This is a genomic window from Spiribacter salinus M19-40, from assembly GCF_000319575.2.
Taxonomy (GTDB): domain Bacteria; phylum Pseudomonadota; class Gammaproteobacteria; order Nitrococcales; family Nitrococcaceae; genus Spiribacter; species Spiribacter salinus.
This window is the reverse complement of the sequence record NC_021291.1, coordinates 1,335,990-1,354,358: the sequence shown is the minus strand read 5'-3', so window position 1 is coordinate 1,354,358 and position 18,369 is coordinate 1,335,990. Positions and strand designations below refer to the sequence as shown.

General features: G+C 63.4%; 16 protein-coding genes. 10 read left to right on the top strand and 6 right to left on the bottom strand.

Annotation, left to right across the window (positions count from 1 at the left end):
- Positions 1–45: 45 nt before the first annotated feature.
- Positions 46–1,863 (top strand): translational GTPase TypA, encoded by a 1,818-nt coding sequence (gene typA, locus SPISAL_RS06660; RefSeq protein WP_016353714.1) that lies wholly within the window; start codon positions 46–48, stop codon positions 1,861–1,863.
- Positions 1,864–1,871: 8 nt separating this feature from the next.
- On the opposite strand, the gene ispA is transcribed toward typA, so the two are convergent.
- The gene (gene ispA, locus SPISAL_RS06655; RefSeq protein WP_016353713.1) at positions 1,872–2,759 is read right to left on the bottom strand and encodes a (2E,6E)-farnesyl diphosphate synthase; all 888 of its coding nucleotides are present in this window, start codon (positions 2,757–2,759) and stop codon (positions 1,872–1,874) included.
- A complete protein-coding gene (locus tag SPISAL_RS06650; RefSeq protein WP_016353712.1) occupies positions 2,743–2,994 on the bottom strand; it encodes an exodeoxyribonuclease VII small subunit in 252 nt (83 codons plus the stop codon). Before SPISAL_RS06650 ends, ispA begins: the two co-directional genes overlap by 17 nt.
- A gap of 117 nt (positions 2,995–3,111) precedes the next feature.
- On the opposite strand from SPISAL_RS06650, the gene parE reads away from it, so the two are divergent.
- The 4 genes from parE to SPISAL_RS06630 all read left to right on the top strand — a co-directional run bounded on the left by parE (position 3,112) and on the right by SPISAL_RS06630 (position 8,942).
- On the top strand, positions 3,112–5,004 hold the full coding sequence (gene parE, locus SPISAL_RS06645) for a DNA topoisomerase IV subunit B (protein WP_016353711.1): 1,893 nt from the start codon (positions 3,112–3,114) through the stop codon (positions 5,002–5,004).
- A 26-nt stretch (positions 5,005–5,030) separates the two neighbouring features.
- Positions 5,031–7,286: a DNA topoisomerase IV subunit A gene (gene parC, locus SPISAL_RS06640; RefSeq protein WP_016353710.1), complete on the top strand. Its 2,256-nt coding sequence runs from the start codon at positions 5,031–5,033 to the stop codon at positions 7,284–7,286.
- A 4-nt stretch (positions 7,287–7,290) separates the two neighbouring features.
- A complete protein-coding gene (htpX, locus tag SPISAL_RS06635; RefSeq protein WP_016353709.1) occupies positions 7,291–8,175 on the top strand; it encodes a protease HtpX in 885 nt (294 codons plus the stop codon).
- Positions 8,176–8,249: 74 nt separating this feature from the next.
- A complete protein-coding gene (locus SPISAL_RS06630) occupies positions 8,250–8,942 on the top strand; it encodes a response regulator transcription factor (protein ID WP_016353708.1) in 693 nt (230 codons plus the stop codon).
- Here SPISAL_RS06630 and SPISAL_RS06625 read toward each other — a convergent pair.
- The gene (locus SPISAL_RS06625) at positions 8,930–10,918 is read right to left on the bottom strand and encodes a sensor histidine kinase (protein WP_016353707.1); all 1,989 of its coding nucleotides are present in this window, start codon (positions 10,916–10,918) and stop codon (positions 8,930–8,932) included. The two genes, SPISAL_RS06630 and SPISAL_RS06625, sit on opposite strands and share 13 nt — an antisense overlap.
- 65 nt (positions 10,919–10,983) lie before the next feature.
- Positions 10,984–11,970: an EF-P beta-lysylation protein EpmB gene (epmB, locus tag SPISAL_RS06620; protein WP_016353706.1), complete on the bottom strand. Its 987-nt coding sequence runs from the start codon at positions 11,968–11,970 to the stop codon at positions 10,984–10,986.
- An 80-nt stretch (positions 11,971–12,050) separates the two neighbouring features.
- On the opposite strand from epmB, the gene efp reads away from it, so the two are divergent.
- The gene (efp, locus tag SPISAL_RS06615; RefSeq protein WP_016353705.1) at positions 12,051–12,620 is read left to right on the top strand and encodes an elongation factor P; all 570 of its coding nucleotides are present in this window, start codon (positions 12,051–12,053) and stop codon (positions 12,618–12,620) included.
- Between the two features lie 9 nt (positions 12,621–12,629).
- Positions 12,630–13,568, top strand: a complete 939-nt coding sequence (epmA, locus tag SPISAL_RS06610) for an EF-P lysine aminoacylase EpmA (RefSeq protein ID WP_016353704.1) — start codon at positions 12,630–12,632, stop codon at positions 13,566–13,568.
- Here epmA and asd read toward each other — a convergent pair.
- Positions 13,527–14,438 carry an archaetidylserine decarboxylase gene (gene asd, locus SPISAL_RS06605; protein WP_016353703.1) on the bottom strand — a complete coding sequence of 304 codons (912 nt, stop codon included), beginning with the start codon at positions 14,436–14,438 and terminating at the stop codon, positions 13,527–13,529. The genes epmA and asd overlap by 42 nt on opposite strands.
- On the bottom strand, positions 14,435–15,085 hold the full coding sequence (locus tag SPISAL_RS06600) for an SCO family protein (protein WP_016353702.1): 651 nt from the start codon (positions 15,083–15,085) through the stop codon (positions 14,435–14,437). The genes asd and SPISAL_RS06600 overlap by 4 nt, the downstream gene beginning before the upstream one ends.
- Before the next feature lie 35 nt (positions 15,086–15,120).
- On the opposite strand from SPISAL_RS06600, the gene prmB reads away from it, so the two are divergent.
- From prmB to SPISAL_RS06585, 3 genes are read left to right on the top strand one after another with little or no spacing between them, the layout of a single operon-like run.
- Positions 15,121–16,059 (top strand): 50S ribosomal protein L3 N(5)-glutamine methyltransferase, encoded by a 939-nt coding sequence (prmB, locus tag SPISAL_RS06595; protein WP_016353701.1) that lies wholly within the window; start codon positions 15,121–15,123, stop codon positions 16,057–16,059.
- Positions 16,060–16,064: 5 nt separating this feature from the next.
- Complete coding sequence (aroC, locus tag SPISAL_RS06590) at positions 16,065–17,168, top strand: chorismate synthase (RefSeq protein WP_016353700.1); 1,104 nt, start codon at positions 16,065–16,067, stop codon at positions 17,166–17,168.
- A gap of 10 nt (positions 17,169–17,178) precedes the next feature.
- Complete coding sequence (locus SPISAL_RS06585; protein ID WP_016353699.1) at positions 17,179–18,345, top strand: MFS transporter; 1,167 nt, start codon at positions 17,179–17,181, stop codon at positions 18,343–18,345.
- Positions 18,346–18,369: the final 24 nt, after the last annotated feature.

Here is an 18,369-nt window from a genome sequence, read left to right as displayed (position 1 = left end):
TTTGCCCGGCGACCGGGCTTCTCCAGCCAAGAGCACTCAGCACCCGTGATCGAGAATCTACGCAACATCGCCATTATCGCCCACGTCGATCATGGCAAGACCACCCTCGTCGACCAGCTCCTCCAGCAATCCGGTACGCTTGCCGCCCGCGGCGAGATGCAGGAGCGCGTCATGGACTCCAACGATCTGGAGCGTGAGCGCGGCATCACGATCCTGTCCAAGAACACCGCCATTGAGTGGCAGGACCTGCGCGTCAACATTGTGGATACGCCGGGCCACGCTGACTTCGGTGGCGAAGTTGAGCGTGTGCTCTCGATGGTCGACTCCGTGCTGTTATTGGTGGACGCGGTCGACGGGCCCATGCCGCAGACGCGGTTTGTCACCCAGAAAGCCCTGTCCAAAGGGCTCAAGCCGATTGTGGTCGTCAACAAGGTCGACCGGGACGGCGCGCGCCCGGATTGGGTCGTCGACAAGACCTTTGATTTGTTCGATAACCTCGGCGCGAGCGACGAGCAGCTCGACTTTCCCGTCATCTACGCCTCGGCGCTGAATGGCTACGCCGGGCTGGATTCGGATGTCCGCTCGGGCGACATGACACCGCTGCTGGAGTTGATTCGCGACGCCGTTCCGCCGCCCAAGGTGGATGCCGACGGCGCGTTTCGAACCCAGGTGATTTCGCTTGATTACAACAGCTACGTCGGTGTGATCGGGATCGGTCGCATCGAGCGTGGCCAGGTGAAGAGCGGCCAGAGCCTGGTCTGTGTGGATCGTGATGGCAAGCGGCGCCAGGTCAGGCTGCTGCAGGTGTTGGGGTTTATGGGGCTGGAGCGCGTTGAGGTGCCCGAGGCGAGCGCGGGCGACATCATTGCCTTTACCGGCATTGATGGCATCAATATCTCCGACACGCTCTGTGACCCGGCGGCCGTTGAGCCGCTGCCGGCGCTGACCGTTGATGAGCCAACGGTGTCCATGACATTCCAGGTCAACACCTCGCCATTTGTCGGCCGTGAGGGCAAATTCGTGACCTCCCGGCAGCTGCGGGATCGTCTGATGCGAGAGCTGCAGCATAACGTGGCGCTGCGCGTCGAAGACACGGAAGACCCCGAGAAATTCCGGGTATCCGGTCGTGGCGAGTTGCACCTCGGTATTCTCATCGAGAACATGCGCCGCGAAGGCTATGAGCTGGGCGTCTCCCGGCCGGAGGTGATCACCCGGGAAGTGGATGGTCGCCTGGAAGAGCCCTACGAGCAGCTCACGGTGGATGTTGAGGAAGACTACCAGGGCGCGGTCATGCAGCGACTGGGCGAGCGGGGCGGTGAGCTCAGCGACATGCTGCCGGATGGTCGTGGCCGCGTGCGGCTCGATTACATGATCCCCGCTCGCGGGCTGATCGGTTTTCGCACCGAGTTTTTGACGGCTACGTCAGGGACCGGGCTGATGTATCACGTCTTCGATCATTACGGCCCGACAAAAGCCGGTGATTACGGTCAGCGTAATAATGGCGTGATGATTGCCATGGCAGCCGGCAAGGCGCTCGCCTACGCCCTGTTCAATCTTCAGGATCGGGGCAAGCTCTTTATCGGCCATGGTGACGAGGTCTACGAGGGCATGGTCATTGGCCTGCACAGCCGGGATAACGATCTGGTGGTCAACCCACTCAAGGCGAAGCAGCTGACCAATGTGCGCGCGGCTGGATCGGACGAAAATATCGTCCTCACGCCACCCCAGCGCCTCACCCTGGAGCAGGCGCTCGAGTTCATCGACGATGATGAACTTGTTGAGGTGACCCCGGCGGCCATTCGGGTGCGCAAGAAATACCTGCTCGAGCACGAACGTAAACGCGCCGCGAAGGCGGGCAGCTAACGCCGGGTTTAGTGCTCGCGCTCGACGATATAGTTCGCGAGGGCGCGCATGGTGTCCGCTTCCGCGCCAAATCCGTCCAGGGCACTGATGGCTTCGTCGCGTAGTTCCATGGCAAACCGCTTGGCCTCAGCAAGCCCGAGTAAGCCGGGATAGCTCGGTTTGTCGCGGCGCGCGTCCGCCCCACTGACCTTGCCAAGCGTCGCGGGATCGCCGCTGACATCGAGGATGTCGTCCTGCACTTGAAAGGCCAGGCCGATACAGCGGCCGTAGCGGTCTAGCTGTTCCCGCGCCGCGGCACCGCCGAGGCCGGTGCACAGACTCCCGAGCCGAAGACTGGCCAGAATGAGCGCGCCGGTTTTGTGGATATGCATGTCTTCAAGCTCGGCGGCGTCGAGTCGCTCGCCGACCGCACCGAGATCCATCGCCTGGCCGCCCACCATCCCCCGCGAGCCAATGGCCTGACTGAGCGTTTCGATCATGGCCAGACGGCTTGCGATATCGGGCACCTCCGCACCCGCGATCAATCGGAATGCGAGGGCCTGCAGGGCATCACCGACCAGAATGGCAGTTGCCTCGTCATACGCGCGATGACAAGTGGGCTGCCCCCGACGCAGGTCGTCGTCGTCCATGGCCGGTAGATCGTCGTGGACGAGGGAGTAGGCGTGGACCAGTTCAACGGCGCAGGCGGGTGCATCAAGGGCGCTCCCCGTTTCACCAAACAGCGCACCGGCCTGGTACACCAGAAAGGGACGGAGCCGCTTCCCGCCACCCAGCACGGCATAGCGCATGGCCTCATGCAGGGTGACCGGTGTGAGGGCCGGATCGGGCAGCGCGTGCTGGAGTGCCGCCTCGACGCGCTGCTGGCCTTCGGTTAGCGCATCAGTCAGCGGATTCATCACCCGCCTCACCAAACGGTTCGGGTTCGGCGTCGGCGTCCTTGCCCAGCAGAATGTCCACGCGCTGCTCGGCCTCATCCAGGGCCTTCTGGCACTCCCGGGTCAGACGGATGCCTTGCTCAAAACACTGCAGCGATTGCTCAAGGCTGAGCTCGCCGCGCTCCATCTGCTCCACCAGGCCTTCCAGCGTCTTGAGGGCGCCTTCGAAATCGGGGGTCTCTTTTGAATCATTCATGGAGCGGGAGTTTACCGCGACGCTCCCAATCGCGCACTCGCCGGTCCTGTCGCCACGCGGTACACTGCCGCGATTCTTCATCGCGATGCATCGACCCTGGAGGTAACAACCCGGACCATGAGCGACCGCTACGATTCTGCCGCGATCGAGGTGCTGACGGGCCTCGACCCGGTTCGCCGCCGCCCGGGCATGTACACCGACACCACCCGGCCCAATCACCTGGCTCAGGAAGTTGTCGACAACAGTGTCGATGAGGCGATCGCCGGCCATTGCCAGTCCATCGACGTGGTTCTGCATCGCGACGGCTCACTCTCGGTTACCGACGATGGTCGCGGCATGCCAGTCGATCTGCATGTGGGCGAGGGAGCGCCAGGCGTGGAGGTCATCCTGAGTCGCCTGCATGCCGGCGGGAAGTTCTCGCGCGAGAGCTATCAGTTCTCGGGCGGGCTCCACGGTGTAGGTGTCTCGGTGGTGAATGCCCTGTCCACCCGGTTAGAGGTCACGATTCGTCGCGACGGCCGCGAGTGGGAGATGGCCTTTGCCGATGGTGAAAAGGTTCGTGATCTGGCGCCGGTGGGTGAGGTTGGCAAGCGCAACACCGGCACCCGGCTGCACTTTTGGCCCGATGCACGTTATTTCGATTCCGTAAAGTTTTCGTTGCCGCGTCTGCGCCACGTGCTACGGGCTAAAGCGGTGCTCTGCCCCGGTCTGCGGGTGCAGCTAACCGAGGAGGCCAGCGGCGAGGCAACGGTTTGGCACTACGAAAAGGGCCTGGCGGATTACCTTGCCAGTGAGCTCGTGGAGCTGGAGCGGGTGCCCGACCCGGCCTTTACTGGCGATTTCAGTGCCGCCCATGAGGCCGTTGAATGGGCCGTGACGTGGTTGCCGGAGGCCGGTGAGGGTGTGCAGGAGAGCTACGTCAACCTGATCCCGACGCTGCAGGGCGGGACGCACGTGAATGGCTTGCGGACCGGCCTGACCGAGGCGCTGCGAGAGTTCTGCGAGTTTCGTAATCTGCTGCCCCGTGGCGTGCGCATTGCCCCTGAGGATGTGTGGGAGCGCGTCACCTACGTGCTGTCGGTAAAACTCGAGGAGCCGCAGTTCTCCGGGCAGACCAAAGAGCGGTTGTCCTCTCGCGAATGTGCGACCTTCGTCTCGGGTGTCGTCAAGGATGCCTTCAGTCTGTGGCTGAACGAGCACACCAGCGAGGCGGAAAAGCTCGTCGAACTGGTCCTGGCCAATGCACAACGGCGGATGCGGGCTGCGCGCAAGGTGACGCGCAAGCGCGTGACCCAGGGCCCGGCATTGCCCGGCAAATTGGCGGACTGCAGCACCCAGGACCCAGCGCGTAGCGAGCTGTTTCTGGTCGAGGGCGACTCGGCTGGCGGCTCGGCGAAGCAAGCGCGCGACCGTGACTTCCAGGCGGTGATGCCCCTGCGGGGCAAGATCCTGAACACCTGGGAGGTGGATCCTGGCGAGGTCATGGCCTCACAGGAGGTGCATGATATTGCCGTTGCGCTTGGTATCGAGCCGGGTTCCGAGGATCTCTCCGGCCTGCGCTACGCCAAGGTTTGCGTTCTGGCCGACGCCGACCCGGATGGCGCGCATATCGCAACGTTGCTGTGCGCCCTGTTTCTGAAGCATTTCCCGGCGCTGGTGCGTGCCGGGCATGTGTTCATGGCGATGCCGCCGCTGTATCGCGTGGATGTGGGCAAGGAGACCTGGTATGCCCTCGACGAGCAGGAGCGTCAGGGCATTCTTGATCGAATCGCCGCTGAGTCGCGCAAGGGCAAGGTTTCCACAACGCGCTTTAAGGGGCTGGGCGAGATGAATCCGCTGCAGTTGCGCGAGACCACCATGGCCCCGGATACCCGGCGCCTGGTGCAGCTGACGGTGGATGCACCGGAAGAGACCGAGCGCCTCATGGCCATGCTGCTCGGCAAACGCGCCGCGTCACAACGGCGGGCCTGGCTTGAGGACAAGGGTGATTTGGCCGAGGTCCTCGTCTGAATGAACGCGAGCGCAGAGATAACGTAATGAGTGACACCAACGACGCAATGGCCCCGGACTTCGAGCAGCGCCCGCTGCACGAATTCACGGAAAAGGCGTACCTCGATTATTCGATGTACGTCATCCTTGATCGGGCGCTGCCCCATGTGGGGGATGGGCTTAAGCCGGTGCAACGCCGCATCGTCTATGCGATGTCGGAGCTGGGGTTATCTGCGGCATCCAAGCACAAGAAATCGGCCCGCACGGTGGGGGATGTGCTGGGCAAATATCACCCGCACGGAGACTCGGCCTGCTACGAGGCGATGGTCCTTATGGCTCAGCCTTTCTCCTATCGTTACACGCTGGTGGATGGCCAGGGTAACTGGGGCTCGGCGGATGACCCGAAGTCGTTTGCGGCCATGCGCTATACCGAGGCGCGACTTGCCCCCTACGCCCAGCTTTTGCTCGCTGAGCTGGGCCAGGGGACGGTGGACTGGCAGCCCAACTTCGATGGCAGTCTCGACGAACCGGTGACGTTACCCGCCCGGGTACCCAATGTGCTGCTCAATGGCGGCACGGGCATCGCTGTGGGAATGGCCACGGATATCCCGCCGCATAACCTTCGTGAGGTCGTGTCCGCCTGCATTCACTTGCTGGATGAGCCAGATGCCGACATTGCGGCGCTGTGTGAGCACATCCAGGGCCCGGACTTCCCGACGGAAGCCGAGGTCATTACGCCGATTGAGGATATCCGCCGGCTTTATGAGACGGGCAATGGCGGGCTGCGGCTTCGGGCATGCTGGCGTCAGGATGGCCGCGACGTGGTCGTGACGGCGCTGCCCTTCCAGGTCTCCGGTAGCCGACTGCTCGAGCAGATTGCCGCGCAGATGCAGGCCAAAAAACTGCCCATGGTCGAGGACCTGCGCGATGAGTCGGATCATGAAAATCCGACCCGACTGATCATTACTTTGCGCTCCAACCGGGTGGATGCCGAAGAGGTCATGCAGCATCTCTTCGCGACAACCGATCTGGAGAAAACCTATCGCGTGAATCTGAACGTGATTGGCCTCGATGGTCGCCCCCGGGTTCGGAACCTGCGCGAGCTACTCACAGAGTGGTTGACCTATCGCCGCGATACGCTCCGTCGCCGTCTGGAGTGGCGGCTGGAGAAAGTCGAGGCGCGGCTGCACATCCTTGAAGGCCTGCTGATCGCCTATCTGAATATCGATGAGGTGATTGCGATTATTCGCGAGGCAGACGAACCCAAGCCGGCGCTCGTCGAGCGGTTCGCCCTGACGGAGACTCAGGCCGAGGCCATCCTCGAGCTGCGCCTGCGGCATCTGGCCCGTCTTGAGGAGATGAAGATCCGCGCAGAGCAGGATGAGCTTGCCGCCGAACGTGATCAGCTGCAGAAAACCCTGGGCTCGAAGACGCGGATGACCCGGTTGATTCAGTCAGAGCTGAAGGCCGATGCCGAGAAATACGGGGATGACCGGCGCTCGCCGCTCGTGACCCGCAGCAGTGCCCGAGCGCTGAGTGAGAGTGACCTGATCCCGAGTGAGCCGGTCACCCTGGTGCTTTCGCGCAAGGGCTGGGCCCGGGCGGCAAAGGGCCATGATGTGGACCCAGAGCGCCTGTCCTACCGCGCCGGAGATGGTTTTGCCGACGCAGCACCAGGTCGGAGCAACCAGCTGGCCGTGTTCATGGATGATCATGGCCGCAGCTACACCCTGCCGGCGCATACGCTGCCATCGGCCCGGGGCCAGGGCGAACCGTTGACCGGTCGGCTGCAGCCACCGGATGGCGGCCGGTTTATCCATGTGCTGTGCGGCGATCCAGATGATCGTGTCTTGCTGGCCAGTGATATGGGGTATGGCTTTATCACCCAGCTGGGACAGCTCCACGGGCGCCAGAAGGCGGGCAAGGCCGTCCTGAATCTGTCACCCGGCAGCCGCATGCTGGCGCCAGTGACGCTGTCACCGGGCGTAGCCCAGGTCGCTGTCGCCACCAGTGCCGGTCGTCTGCTGGCCTTTCCCCTGGAGCAGCTACCCGCGCTTGCCCGGGGTAAGGGCAATAAGCTCATCGATATCCCGGCGGCGCGGCGTAAGGATGGCAGTGAGCGGGTTGCGGGGCTCTGTGTGCTGGATGCCGATGACCCGCTGGTCGTTCAGGCCGGGAAGCGGACCTTGACGCTCAAAGCCGACGAGTTCGAGGGTTATGTGGGCGAGCGTGGTCGACGCGGCCGCGCGCTGCCCCGGGGGTTTCAGCGTGTGGACGGGCTGTCGCCCCTGATAAAGGCGTAGTGCAATGAAACGGATTCTGCTTTTTCTGGGCACCAACATTGCGATCATCATCGTACTGGGGACGGTGTTGCGTCTGCTCGGTGTTGATCGCCTGCTCGAGGCCGACGGCGGTGCGCTTGACTACCGCGCGTTGCTCATCTTTGCCGCTGTGTTTGGCATGGGCGGGAGTTTCCTGTCGCTCGCGATCTCGAAGTGGATGGCCAAGCGCGCCATGGGGGTCCGGATCATCGAGCGGCCGGCGAACGAAGGCGAGCAGTGGCTGATCGATACCGTCCGTCACCAGGCGCGTCAGGCGGGCGTGGGTATGCCCGAGGTGGGCATTTACGACTCGCCCCAGGTCAATGCCTTTGCAACCGGCATGAGCCGAAACAACGCCCTGGTGGCCGTCAGTAGCGGCCTGCTACAGACCATGACACGAGATGAGGCCGAGGCCGTGCTGGCGCATGAGGTCATGCACGTGCAAAACGGCGACATGATTACGCTGGCGTTGATCCAGGGTGTGGTGAATACCTTCGTTATCTTCTTCGCCCGTGTGATCGGGCATTTCGTCGACCGAGTGATCTTTAAAAACGAGCGGGGTCACGGGGTAGGTTTCTGGGTCGTAACGATCGTGGCTGAAATCGTGCTCGCTGTGTTGGCATCCGTCATTGTGATGTGGTTCAGCCGCCAGCGGGAATTCCGGGCGGATGCGGGTGCGGCGGATCTGGCAGGGCGGGAGAAGATGATCGCGGCACTCCAGCGCCTCGGTGGCACACCGCCCGCCGAGGATCTGCCGGATCAGATGGAGGCCTTTGGCATCTCGGGGCGGATCGCCCGGGGTGGGCTGAAGCGCTATTTCATGTCCCACCCACCCATCGAGGTACGCATCGAGGCTTTACGGCGGCGATAGCGGCGGCAACGGACTTTTTCTGACAGATACCAACATTTCACACACAAACGCGTGAGTTGCGCTAGCCTCTCGGTATGGGCACAACACTCGATGTACTGGTGATTGAGGATGAAGCCGACATCCGCGACGCGGTGGTCGGCTTTCTCTCGCAGATGGGGTATTCAGCCGCGGGCGTTGGATCGGTGGAGGCGGCCGAGGCCTGGTTCGAGCGTCATGACGCGATGGTCCTCGTCCTTGATCTCGGGCTGCCGGGCGAATCCGGCCTGGACTGGCTCCAGCGACGTTCTGATCTCCGGGACAAGGGCATCATCATCGAGACCGCCGCGGGTAGCGAGTCGGAGCGAATTACCGGCCGGGTGGCCGGCGCTGACGGGTATTTCGTGAAGCCGGTTAATCTCGTCGAGTTGAGCATCAGTGTGAAAAATCTGCTGGACCGTCTGCAACCAGGAGATCAGTGGCAGCTCGACTCGCTGGCCTGGGTGCTTCGTTCCCCCGCAGGTAAAAACGTCAAGCTGACGGCATCGGAGCTCGCTTTGCTGGAGTGCCTGGCGATCCGGCCCGGTTCGATTGTCGAGCGTGCCACCATCATTCGCCGACTGGGCGCTGATCCAGACACTTACGACATCCGGCGTATGGAGGTCATGCTGCGGCGCCTTCGGGTCAAGATTGCTGAGCAACTGGGGGTCGAGGCCCCCATCTCGACGGTACGGGCCACGGGGTACGCGTTCACCGCGCCGCTGGAATGGTTCGGTGATCAGGTAGTCTGATCCGTGTCGACGGATTGCCAGGGCAACCACAGGATGAAGGTGCTGCCCCGGCCGGGCTCGCTATCCAGGGTCACACGGCCCCCATGGGCCTTCATGACCTCGGCGACGAAGTACAGACCCAGTCCCAGCCCCCGGCGGCTGGGGTTGTCTGCCGCCCGGTGATGCTTCTCGAAGATGCGGGTCCGCTCTGCGGGGGGAACGCCCGGGCCGTGGTCCGTGACGGCAATGCCGATCCATTCCGCTGTCGTGCGCGTCTCGACCTCAATGGCCTGGTTGGCCGGTGAATATTTGGCGGCGTTGTCGACCAGGTTATGCAGGGCGGTGCCGAGCAGGGCCTCGTCGGCCAACACCGTCAGCCTGTCGGCTCGGAGCAGCTTGACGTCATGGGTCACCCGAAGATCGCCGCTGTCGAGCATGATCGGCAGCCATTCCGCGAGGTTTATCGGTTGGGGATTCAGCGCGTCGATGTTGTCTTTAAGCCGGTCGCTCTTCAACCACTGATCAAACAGGTGCTGAAGCCGTTCGGCAGCGCGTCCGATGGTCCGTAGACGCGCCGCGGACGGTTTCGATGAGCGTGCCTGCTCGAGTTCTGCCAGTTGGGTCTGATTGGAGATGATGGCCAGCGGGTTGCGGAATTCATGGGCAATCAGGGCTCCGAATTCGATGTACCGATTCAGGGTGTCCCGTTCGCGGGCCAGCGCTGATTCCAGGGCCTCGGTCCGCTCTTGCACTTTCTGCTCGAGTTCTCTTTCCGAATCTTTCAGCCCTGAGACAAGCTGCGCCTGGGCTTCCAGCGCCGTCGCCTGTGCATGCTCCCGGGCCCGACGCTCGGCCTGAATGCGGTCAGCCAGGGCGAACGAGAGCAGCAGCATGTCCAGCAGGGAGCCAATCTGGAGCAGGTTGAGGGTGAGGGCGTTGGTGGGAATCAGATCAAAATTGCGCGCCGTCTGGATGCTGACGGCAACCAGCATGACCGCCCAGGCGGCAAGCAGGAATCGGGCGCTCTGATTCCCCTGCCGCCAGCTGATGAGCGTGACCGCGATCACCAGCGGTCCGGTGATGACGCCCAGTGTACTCAGGAGGCCGACGCCAATGCGGACCGGGGTCTCCACCACGGGGAGCGCCGCGATAAAGATAAACGCCCCGACCAGGATCTGGAGGGCGCGATCCATCTGCGGCATTTCCTGGCGGGTTGACAGAAAACCGCGCAGGAAGCAGACCGCAAACACGCCGGCGAGAGAGAAAAACGTGTTTGTGCCGATGGTCCGCGGCCAGTTCAGCGGTGCTAACGTGTAGGCGCCGAACCCATTCATGACGAACATGCTGGCCGCGGTAAAAAACAGGAAGCCGCAGTAGAGCAGGTAATTTCGATCCCGCAGCGAGACATACAGTAAGAAGTTGTAGACCAGAAGCGCAAGTGCGGCACCGTAATAGGTGGCCACCCAGAGATAGTTGATCTGCACATGCTGGGCGAAAGCGTCCGGGCGCCAGAGTGTCAGCGGTGCGGTGATCGATCCCACCGAGGCAACCCGCAGGTAATAGGTTTGTTCCTTGGCGGTGGTCAGTTTGACTGGAAAGACCAGGTGGCGGTGGGGCCATGGACGTGCCGAGGCTGGCTGATGCTGACCGGTCTCCATCACCCGGCCATCCGGATGAAAGAGCCGGACATCGGTGAGCGCGTAAAAACCCACTTCCAATAGGTAGCGCTGCGGCTGCATGGCCTCGCCGGCCAGCGTGAATCGAAGCCAGAAAGCCGAGGACGACAGCCCGAAATTGACGGCATCGGCGCTTTGGTGGGGCTCGAAGGCGCCGCTGGCGTCGGCCGCCCGGACCTCGTCCAGCGTCATGGTAGCGGTCGGGTCCTCGAGATAATGGACAGCGGCATTGATCGGGGTGCTGCTGGCCTCCGGCCGCACGGTCTGTGCCAGGAGCACCGTCGGCAACAAGCTGATGATGAGAGCAGATAACCGCCACATGATGGCAAGTCTGACACTCCCTCGGCGCGAGGACCACTTGCCGGGGTGGCGTGCCACCAATGCCGCTAGACCGGAATGGGTACCTTGGCGGGCTCGCCGGGCACTTCCCTGACGAGGCGGGGCAGGAGGTAACCCGGCAGCCGGGCCGTGATCTGGCGCATCAGCGTGGTGGCCTCGGTCTCGTACACCTCGAAATGCGCGGCGCCCTCCACCCGGTCCAGCAGGTGCAGGTAGTAAGGTTGCACGCCAATGGTGAATAACCGCTCACTCAGTCCGGCGAGCGTGTCCGCGTGATCATTCACACCCCGGAGCAGGACCGCCTGATTGAATAGCCGCACGCCACGGTCGGCCAGCCGTTGCATGGCCTCGGCCACGTCTTCGCCCAGCTCGTTGGGGTGATTGGCATGAATGACCATAACCGGCTGGAGGTGATGCCCAGTCAGCCAATCGAGGAGTGCCTCATCGACTCGGTTGGGGAGCACCACCGGCAGTCGGGAGTGAATGCGCAGACGCCGGAGGTGCGGAATGGCAGCGAGGCCTTCAGCGAGTTGCGACAGCCGGCGGTCATTGAGACTCAGTGGGTCGCCGCCGCTCAGGATGACTTCCTCAATGCTCGGGTCGGCACGCAGGTAAGCCAGCGCCTCTCGCCATTGCCCGGTGCTGGCGTTGGCCTCGGCATAGGGGAAGTGGCGGCGAAAACAGTAACGGCAGTTGATCGCGCAGGCCCCCGTGGCAATCAGCAATGCCCGGCCGTGGTACTTGTGGATAACGCCGCCCGCGTGGAGGCTTGCGCCATCGCCTACCGGATCATCCGTAAATCCCGGTGTGTCTTCGGTCTCGGTACCCAGGGGGAGGACCTGGCGAAGTAGCGGGTCATGAGGGTCGCCGGGTCGCATCCGGGCGAGATAGGCCTGGGGCACGCGCAGAGTGAATAGCCTGGCGGCCTGGTGAGCTGGCTCGAGCAGGGCCGGATCAAGCCCCAGCGTGTCAATCAGCGTGGCTGGGTCGGTGATGCTCGACTGCCATTCCCGCTGCCACTGCGGTGTGCTCATGTGTCATCCCTTCGTCTTTTCCGTTAGCATGCTGCGCCATTGATGGCCGCTGGCGCGGCGGTGAGCCCAACGGAGAACCCATGGCGACGTATACCACCAACCAGTTCAAGTCGGGACTGAAACTGCTGCTCGACGGCGAACCCTACAGCATTGTCGAGAACGAATTCGTCAAGCCGGGTAAGGGCCAGGCCTTTAATCGGGTGAAGGTCCGTAACCTCAAGACTGGTAAGGTCATCGACCGGACCTTCAAATCCGGCGAGAGCGTCGAGGCCGCCGACGTTATGGAAACCGAGATGCAGTATCTCTACCACGACGGCGAGTTCTATCACTTCATGGCGCCAGAGAGCTTTGAGCAGCATGCCGCGCCGCCCGAGGTGGTAGGCGATGCGGGCAAGTGGCTGAAAGAGCAAGATATCTGCAACGTCACGCTGTACAACGGTGAGCCGTTGTCGGTCGAGCCACCGCCCCATGTCACGCTAACGGTTACGCAGACTGATCCGGGCCTGAAAGGCGATACCAGCAGCGGCGGCAGCAAGCCCGCGACCCTTGAGACAGGGGCCGTGGTGCAGGTGCCGCTGTTCATCCAGGAAGGCGAACTGCTCAAAGTGGACACCCGGACCGGTGAGTACGTCTCCCGGGCCAAGGACTGATCGCACGCGGTGAATGACGATTGGCGGCCCGCCGCCCCGATTGCGGTGCTGCATCGACGGGCCGACACCCTCGCAGACATCCGACAGTTCTTTACAGACCGCGGTGTTCGGGAGGTGGAAACCCCCTTGTTGTTGGCTTCGGGGGTGACTGACCGGCACATCGATAGCCTGCGCGAGCAGGCCACCGGCCGCTGGCTCCAGACTTCTCCCGAATACGCAATGAAACGGCTTCTGGCTGCCGGGTTCGGTGATTGCTACCAAATCACTCGGGCCTTTCGCGGCGGGGAACAGGGGCGCTGGCACAACCCCGAGTTCTCCATTCTGGAGTGGTACCGAACCGGCTTTGACGGGCCAGCGCTGAGGGGGGAAATAGCGGATCTGGTGGACGGAGTCCTCGGTCCCGCCCCTGTCGAGACCCGTTCCTACGCCGAGGCGTTCATGGACCAGGGGCTGCCCGATCCGCTGAGCGCTCGCGATGATGAGGTGCTGGCCGCCGCGGCCCACTGGTTGCCCGAGCCGCTGCCGCCCGAACTGGATCGGGAGGGCAGCCTGGATCTTTTGTTGAGCACCTGCGTGGTGCCGAACCTCCCCTCGCGCTGTTTTCTGACGGATTATCCGGCCAGCCAGGCCGTGCTGGCGCGCCTGAATCCATCGGATCCACGCGTGGCCGAACGCTTTGAATTGTTCTGTTCGGGTGTCGAGATCGCCAATGGTTTTGTTGAGCTCACGGATGCCACAGCGCTGCGGGCACGGTTCGCCGACGATCAGGCGGCCAGGGAGGCCCAGGGGCGGCCGGTCCCCGCGATGGATGAACGGCTGCTGGCGGCGATGGAGGCAGGCCTGCCCGCCTGCGCCGGCGTGGCCATCGGGCTGGATCGGTTGATCATGCTGCGTGAGGGGGCGGCGTCACTCGAGGCCGTCATGGCTTTCCCCTGGAATCGCGCCTGAGTCCGCCTCGGCGTCAGCGAGCTCGGCCATGGGCTGGCCGAGACGAACGGGCGCTTCCAGGGCGATTGTCTCGTGCCAGGTGACGTTGGCGTCGGGTGGCAACAGCAGGATGACGCTTGAGCCCAGGTTGAAGCGCCCCATTTCCTCACCCGCTGCCAGCTCGATTGCCTGGTTGCGCATATCCCAGCTTCGAATGCGTTGTCCGCGAGGTGGTGTGACCTCACCGGCCCAGACGGTTTCGATGCTGCCCACACCGATGGCCCCCACCAAGATGACAGCGAGGGGGCCGGCGTCTGTCTCGAACAGGCTGATCACCCGCTCGTTGCGGGCATATAGCCGCGGGACTTGCGCAACCAGCGGGGTGGAGACACCAAAAAGCCGACCGGGGACATGCAGCATGCGCTGTAGCGTTCCCGCGCAGGGCATGTGAACCCGGTGGTAATCCCGTGGCGACAGATACAGCGTTGCAAAGCGGCCCTCGGTAAACGCTGCCGTGAGCGACGGATCGCCCCCGAGCAGCGCATCGAGGGTGTAGTGTCGGCCCTTGGCTTGAATCAGGCGGCCGGATTCGATGGTGCCGAACTGGCTGACCGCGCCGTCGACCGGGCTCAGGATGGTCCCCAGATCCGTTTTGATGGGCCGCTTACCGGGCGCTAACGCTCGGGTGAAGAAGGCATTAAAGCTGGCGTAGCTGTCGGGCTCGGTGCTCACCGCCTCGCCCATATTGATGTGATAGGCCTTGATGAAGCCGCGGATCAGGGCGTTTTTCCATGGCCGCCAACGCCACCGGGCAAGCCGGTGAACAAGCCGAGAGAGGCCGTGTTGCGGCAGTACGGTCATCAGAGCCGCAAACAGGCGTGCCCGAATCATCCGCCTGACTCACTAAACCGGGCGCGGATGGCACGAAACTCGTCGGCCAGAACCCGCCGGCCGTGCGGGGGGCTCCAGACCGCTCGCAGGGCGCCTTGTGGGTCAATCAACAGAATGGCTGCACTGTGGTCCACCGCGTAATCCCCCTGTGCGTCTGGCTCGTGAAGCGTATAGCTGATGCCCAGAGACGCCGTGAGCGTGTCGATGGCCTCGCGCTCGCCAGTGACCCCGACAAACGCGTCGTGAAAGTGCCCCACATAGGTCTCAAGGATGTCGGGCGTGTCGCGCCCTGGATCCACGGAGACGAAGACCACCTCCGGCAGGGGGCGCGTATCGGTGTCTTCCAGGCGTTGCAGCGTTCCCGCCAGATCGGCCAGCGTCATCGGGCACACGTCCGGGCAGTGGGTGAACCCGAAGAACACGAACTGCCAGTTGCCCTCGAAGTCAGCCGTTGTCCAGGTGGCGCCGTTATCGGCCGTCAGCGTGACGGGCGGCAGGGGCCGGGCCTCGGGTAAAACCGTTCCCACTTCGACGGACGCACGCCGATCGCCGTTCTGACCCGACCACCAGAGTGTGACCACAGCGGCCGTGACGCCGGCAACCAGCGCGGCCAGCAAGGGTAAAAGCAGGGCGGTGCGCAAATTCATGGGTGTATTATGCCAGTCGCTGCTAAAATCGGGGCATGACAACGCACGAAAGCGATGCTCTGATCACCATTGGCGATTTTATTCGCTGGGCGGCCAGTCGGTTTCAGGCGGACGGCCTGCATTTCGGCCATGGCACGGATAACGCGCTCGATGAGGCCGCGGCCCTGGTGCTCGGCACCCTCCATTTGCCGCCGGATTTGCATGCAGCCTATCTCGCCTGTCGGGTCACCGATGCGGAACGGGCGACGCTGCAACAGCATATCGACCGCCGCCGGGCTGAGCGACTGCCTGTGCCTTACCTGCTTGGCGAGGCCTGGTTCTGCGGGCTTGCCTTCAAGGTGAATGAGGATGTGCTGATACCTCGCTCACCCATTGCCGAGCTCATCGAGGCGCGGTTTGAACCCTGGGTGGATGCTGAGGCGGTCATGCGCATCGCCGATGTCGGCACTGGCAGTGGCTGCATCGCGATCGCCGCTGCCATGGCCTTTCCAGGCGCGGATGTCGTCGCCCTTGATAATGCGCCAGCGGCGGTGGCCCTCGCCGCCGACAACGCGCGCCGTCACGGCGTCGGCCAGCAGGTGGATGTGCGGCATTCGGATTTGTTGGAGGCCGTCCCAGAGTCGCCTTTGCTTGACCTGATCGTCAGCAACCCGCCGTATGTGGATGGCCAGGCGATGGCGGATCTGCCCGCGGAATACCGTCACGAGCCTCAGGCCGCGCTGGCGGCCGGCGACGATGGCCTCGAGGTTGTGCGTCGTCTTCTGCCTCAGGCGGCGCGCCGCCTGTCGGATCAGGGTGTGCTGGTTTGTGAGGTCGGTCATGGCGCTGAGGTGTTCGAAGCGGCATTTCCGGCGCTTCCGGTGACGTGGGTAGAATTGGCCCATGGCGGCGCCGGTGTTTTTGTTGTGGATGCCCTGACGCTTCGCGAGGCCTTCCCGGCTGCGCAATCGCCCATTGTCAACGGAGTGGATTGACCCCGATGTCTGGAAATACCTTTGGCCGCCTGTTCACGGTCACCACCTTTGGCGAGAGCCACGGCCCGGCCCTTGGCGCTGTGGTCGACGGATGTCCGCCGGGGCTTGCGTTGAGCGAGGCTGACCTGCAGGGCGATCTGGATCGGCGTAAGCCCGGCACGTCCCGCCATACCTCACAACGTCGCGAGGGTGACGAGGTGCGCATCCTCTCCGGCGTCTTTGAGGGTGTGACCACGGGCGCGCCCGTCGCGCTGCTCATCGAAAACATGGATCAGCGCTCCAAGGACTACTCGAACATCGCCGAATTGTTCCGTCCGGGTCACGCCGATTACACGTACTGGCAGAAATACGGCATTCGCGATTATCGCGGCGGCGGCCGCTCCTCGGCCCGGGAAACCGCCGTGCGGGTGGCCGCAGGCGGTATCGCGCGGAAGTATCTGCAGGATCACCTCGGCGTGCGCATTCGCGGCTGGCTTGCCCAACTCGGGCCCATTGAGCTGGCACTCGATGACTGGGACGCGGTGGATACCAACCCCTTTTTCTGTGCCGAGCCGGGCCGTCTGTCGGAGCTCGAGGATTACATGGATGCCCTGCGCAAGGAGGGAGACTCCATCGGCGCCACGGTGGGCGTGTTGGCCCGTGGCTTACCGCCGGGGCTGGGTGAGCCCGTCTTTGATCGGCTGGACGCGGATGTGGCGCATGGTTTGATGAGCATCAATGCCGTGCGCGGGGTGGAAATCGGGGCGGGTTTTGCCAGCGCGAGCCAGAAGGGCACCGAGCATCGTGACGAAATCACCCCGGCGGGCTTTCTGTCGAATAATGCCGGCGGCACGCTCGGCGGGATCTCGACCGGCCAGGACCTCGTTGCGCGCATGGCGCTCAAGCCCACCTCAAGTATCCGTATTCCAGGCCAGTCGGTGGATATCCATGGCGAGCCGGCTGAGGTGGTCACCACCGGCCGTCATGACCCCTGCGTGGGCATTCGGGCGACCCCGATTGCCGAGGCGATGCTGGCGCTGGTGCTAATGGATCACTACTTGCGTCATCGTGGGCAGAATGCCGACGTTGACTCGGGGACCCCGCCGATCCCGGCCACGCCTGATCACTGACGCCCGGCTGATGCCACTGGGCCTGCCTTACACGCGCCTTGCCGCGTTCTATTTTGCGTTTTTCGGGGTCCTCGGCGTGCTCTCCCCGTACTGGGGGCCTTATCTGCGTGGCCGGGGGTTCGATGCCGCCGAAATCGGGATCCTGGTCGCTTTGCTGCACGCCACCAAGATCATTGCGCCCAATCTGTGGGGGTGGGTTGCCGATCATACGGGCCAGCGCATGGGGGTCATCCGGCTGGCTTGCCTGGTTGCCCTGGTGGCCTTCACGGGCGTGCTCCTACCCGGAGGCTTTCTCTGGATGGCCCTGGTGATGGTGGGCTTCAGTTTTTTCTGGAATGCGGCGCTGCCTCAGTTCGAAGCCAATACCCTGCGCCACCTGGGTGAGCACACCGACTTCTACCCGCGCATCCGGCTCTGGGGAACCGTGGGATTCATGGTGGCGGTGCTGGTGGTCGGTGAGGGGATTGACCGCTACGGCACCGACATTGTGCCAACGGTGCTACTCGCACTGTTTTTGATACTGGCCACCGTCAGTTTGACTGTGCCTCAGGCGGCCCCGCGCGCCCATGATCATGCCGGCGGCCATCTGTTGGGTGTCTTGCGACAGCCGCGGGTGATCGGGCTATTGCTGGCCTGTTTTTTCCTGCAGGCCAGCCACGGCCCTTTTTATGCGCTCTACAGCATCTACCTGCAGGATTACGGGTACTCTGGCTCGGCCATTGGTGGGCTTTGGGCGATCGCGTTGATCGCGGAGATAGGCGTGTTTCTGCTCATGCCCCGGTGGCTGCCGCGTTTCGGGCACCGTCATCTGCTCGCGCTTGCAATGGGCCTTGGTGTTTTGCGCTGGATTCTGGTGGGCGCCTTTCCCGCGCTGATGCCGGTGCAAGCCCTCGCACAACTCATGCATGCGGCAACCTACGGGGTGTACCACGCCGCCGCGATTTCGCTGATCGACCAGTATTTCACCGGCGGGTTGCAGGGACGGGGTCAGGCGCTTTACAGCAGCATGACCTTTGGTGCCGGCGTTGCCTTAGGCAGCCTGGTCAGTGGCTGGTTGTGGGAGGGCATTGGCCCCGCGCAGACCTTTTATGTGGCGGCGGGTGTTGCCAGTCTTGCCCTGATCACCATTCTGTTATCCGTACCCCGTCGCACGGCCGGTGCGCCGGCTGCGGCTTAACCCCTGGCGGCCCAACGCGTATAA

What these genes read in the sequence shown, in the direction of transcription:
- ispA (WP_016353713.1), bottom strand. Translation starts at nt 2,759, where the DNA reads ATGAATCCGCTGACTGATGCGCTAACCGAAGGCCAGCAGCGCGTCGAG.
- SPISAL_RS06650 (WP_016353712.1), bottom strand. Translation starts at nt 2,994, where the DNA reads ATGAATGATTCAAAAGAGACCCCCGATTTCGAAGGCGCCCTCAAGACG.
- parE (WP_016353711.1), top strand. Translation starts at nt 3,112, where the DNA reads ATGAGCGACCGCTACGATTCTGCCGCGATCGAGGTGCTGACGGGCCTC.
- parC (WP_016353710.1), top strand. Translation starts at nt 5,031, where the DNA reads ATGAGTGACACCAACGACGCAATGGCCCCGGACTTCGAGCAGCGCCCG.
- htpX (WP_016353709.1), top strand. Translation starts at nt 7,291, where the DNA reads ATGAAACGGATTCTGCTTTTTCTGGGCACCAACATTGCGATCATCATC.
- SPISAL_RS06630 (WP_016353708.1), top strand. Translation starts at nt 8,250, where the DNA reads ATGGGCACAACACTCGATGTACTGGTGATTGAGGATGAAGCCGACATC.
- SPISAL_RS06625 (WP_016353707.1), bottom strand. Translation starts at nt 10,918, where the DNA reads ATGTGGCGGTTATCTGCTCTCATCATCAGCTTGTTGCCGACGGTGCTC.
- epmB (WP_016353706.1), bottom strand. Translation starts at nt 11,970, where the DNA reads ATGAGCACACCGCAGTGGCAGCGGGAATGGCAGTCGAGCATCACCGAC.
- efp (WP_016353705.1), top strand. Translation starts at nt 12,051, where the DNA reads ATGGCGACGTATACCACCAACCAGTTCAAGTCGGGACTGAAACTGCTG.
- asd (WP_016353703.1), bottom strand. Translation starts at nt 14,438, where the DNA reads ATGATTCGGGCACGCCTGTTTGCGGCTCTGATGACCGTACTGCCGCAA.
- SPISAL_RS06600 (WP_016353702.1), bottom strand. Translation starts at nt 15,085, where the DNA reads ATGAATTTGCGCACCGCCCTGCTTTTACCCTTGCTGGCCGCGCTGGTT.
- prmB (WP_016353701.1), top strand. Translation starts at nt 15,121, where the DNA reads ATGACAACGCACGAAAGCGATGCTCTGATCACCATTGGCGATTTTATT.
- aroC (WP_016353700.1), top strand. Translation starts at nt 16,065, where the DNA reads ATGTCTGGAAATACCTTTGGCCGCCTGTTCACGGTCACCACCTTTGGC.
- SPISAL_RS06585 (WP_016353699.1), top strand. Translation starts at nt 17,179, where the DNA reads ATGCCACTGGGCCTGCCTTACACGCGCCTTGCCGCGTTCTATTTTGCG.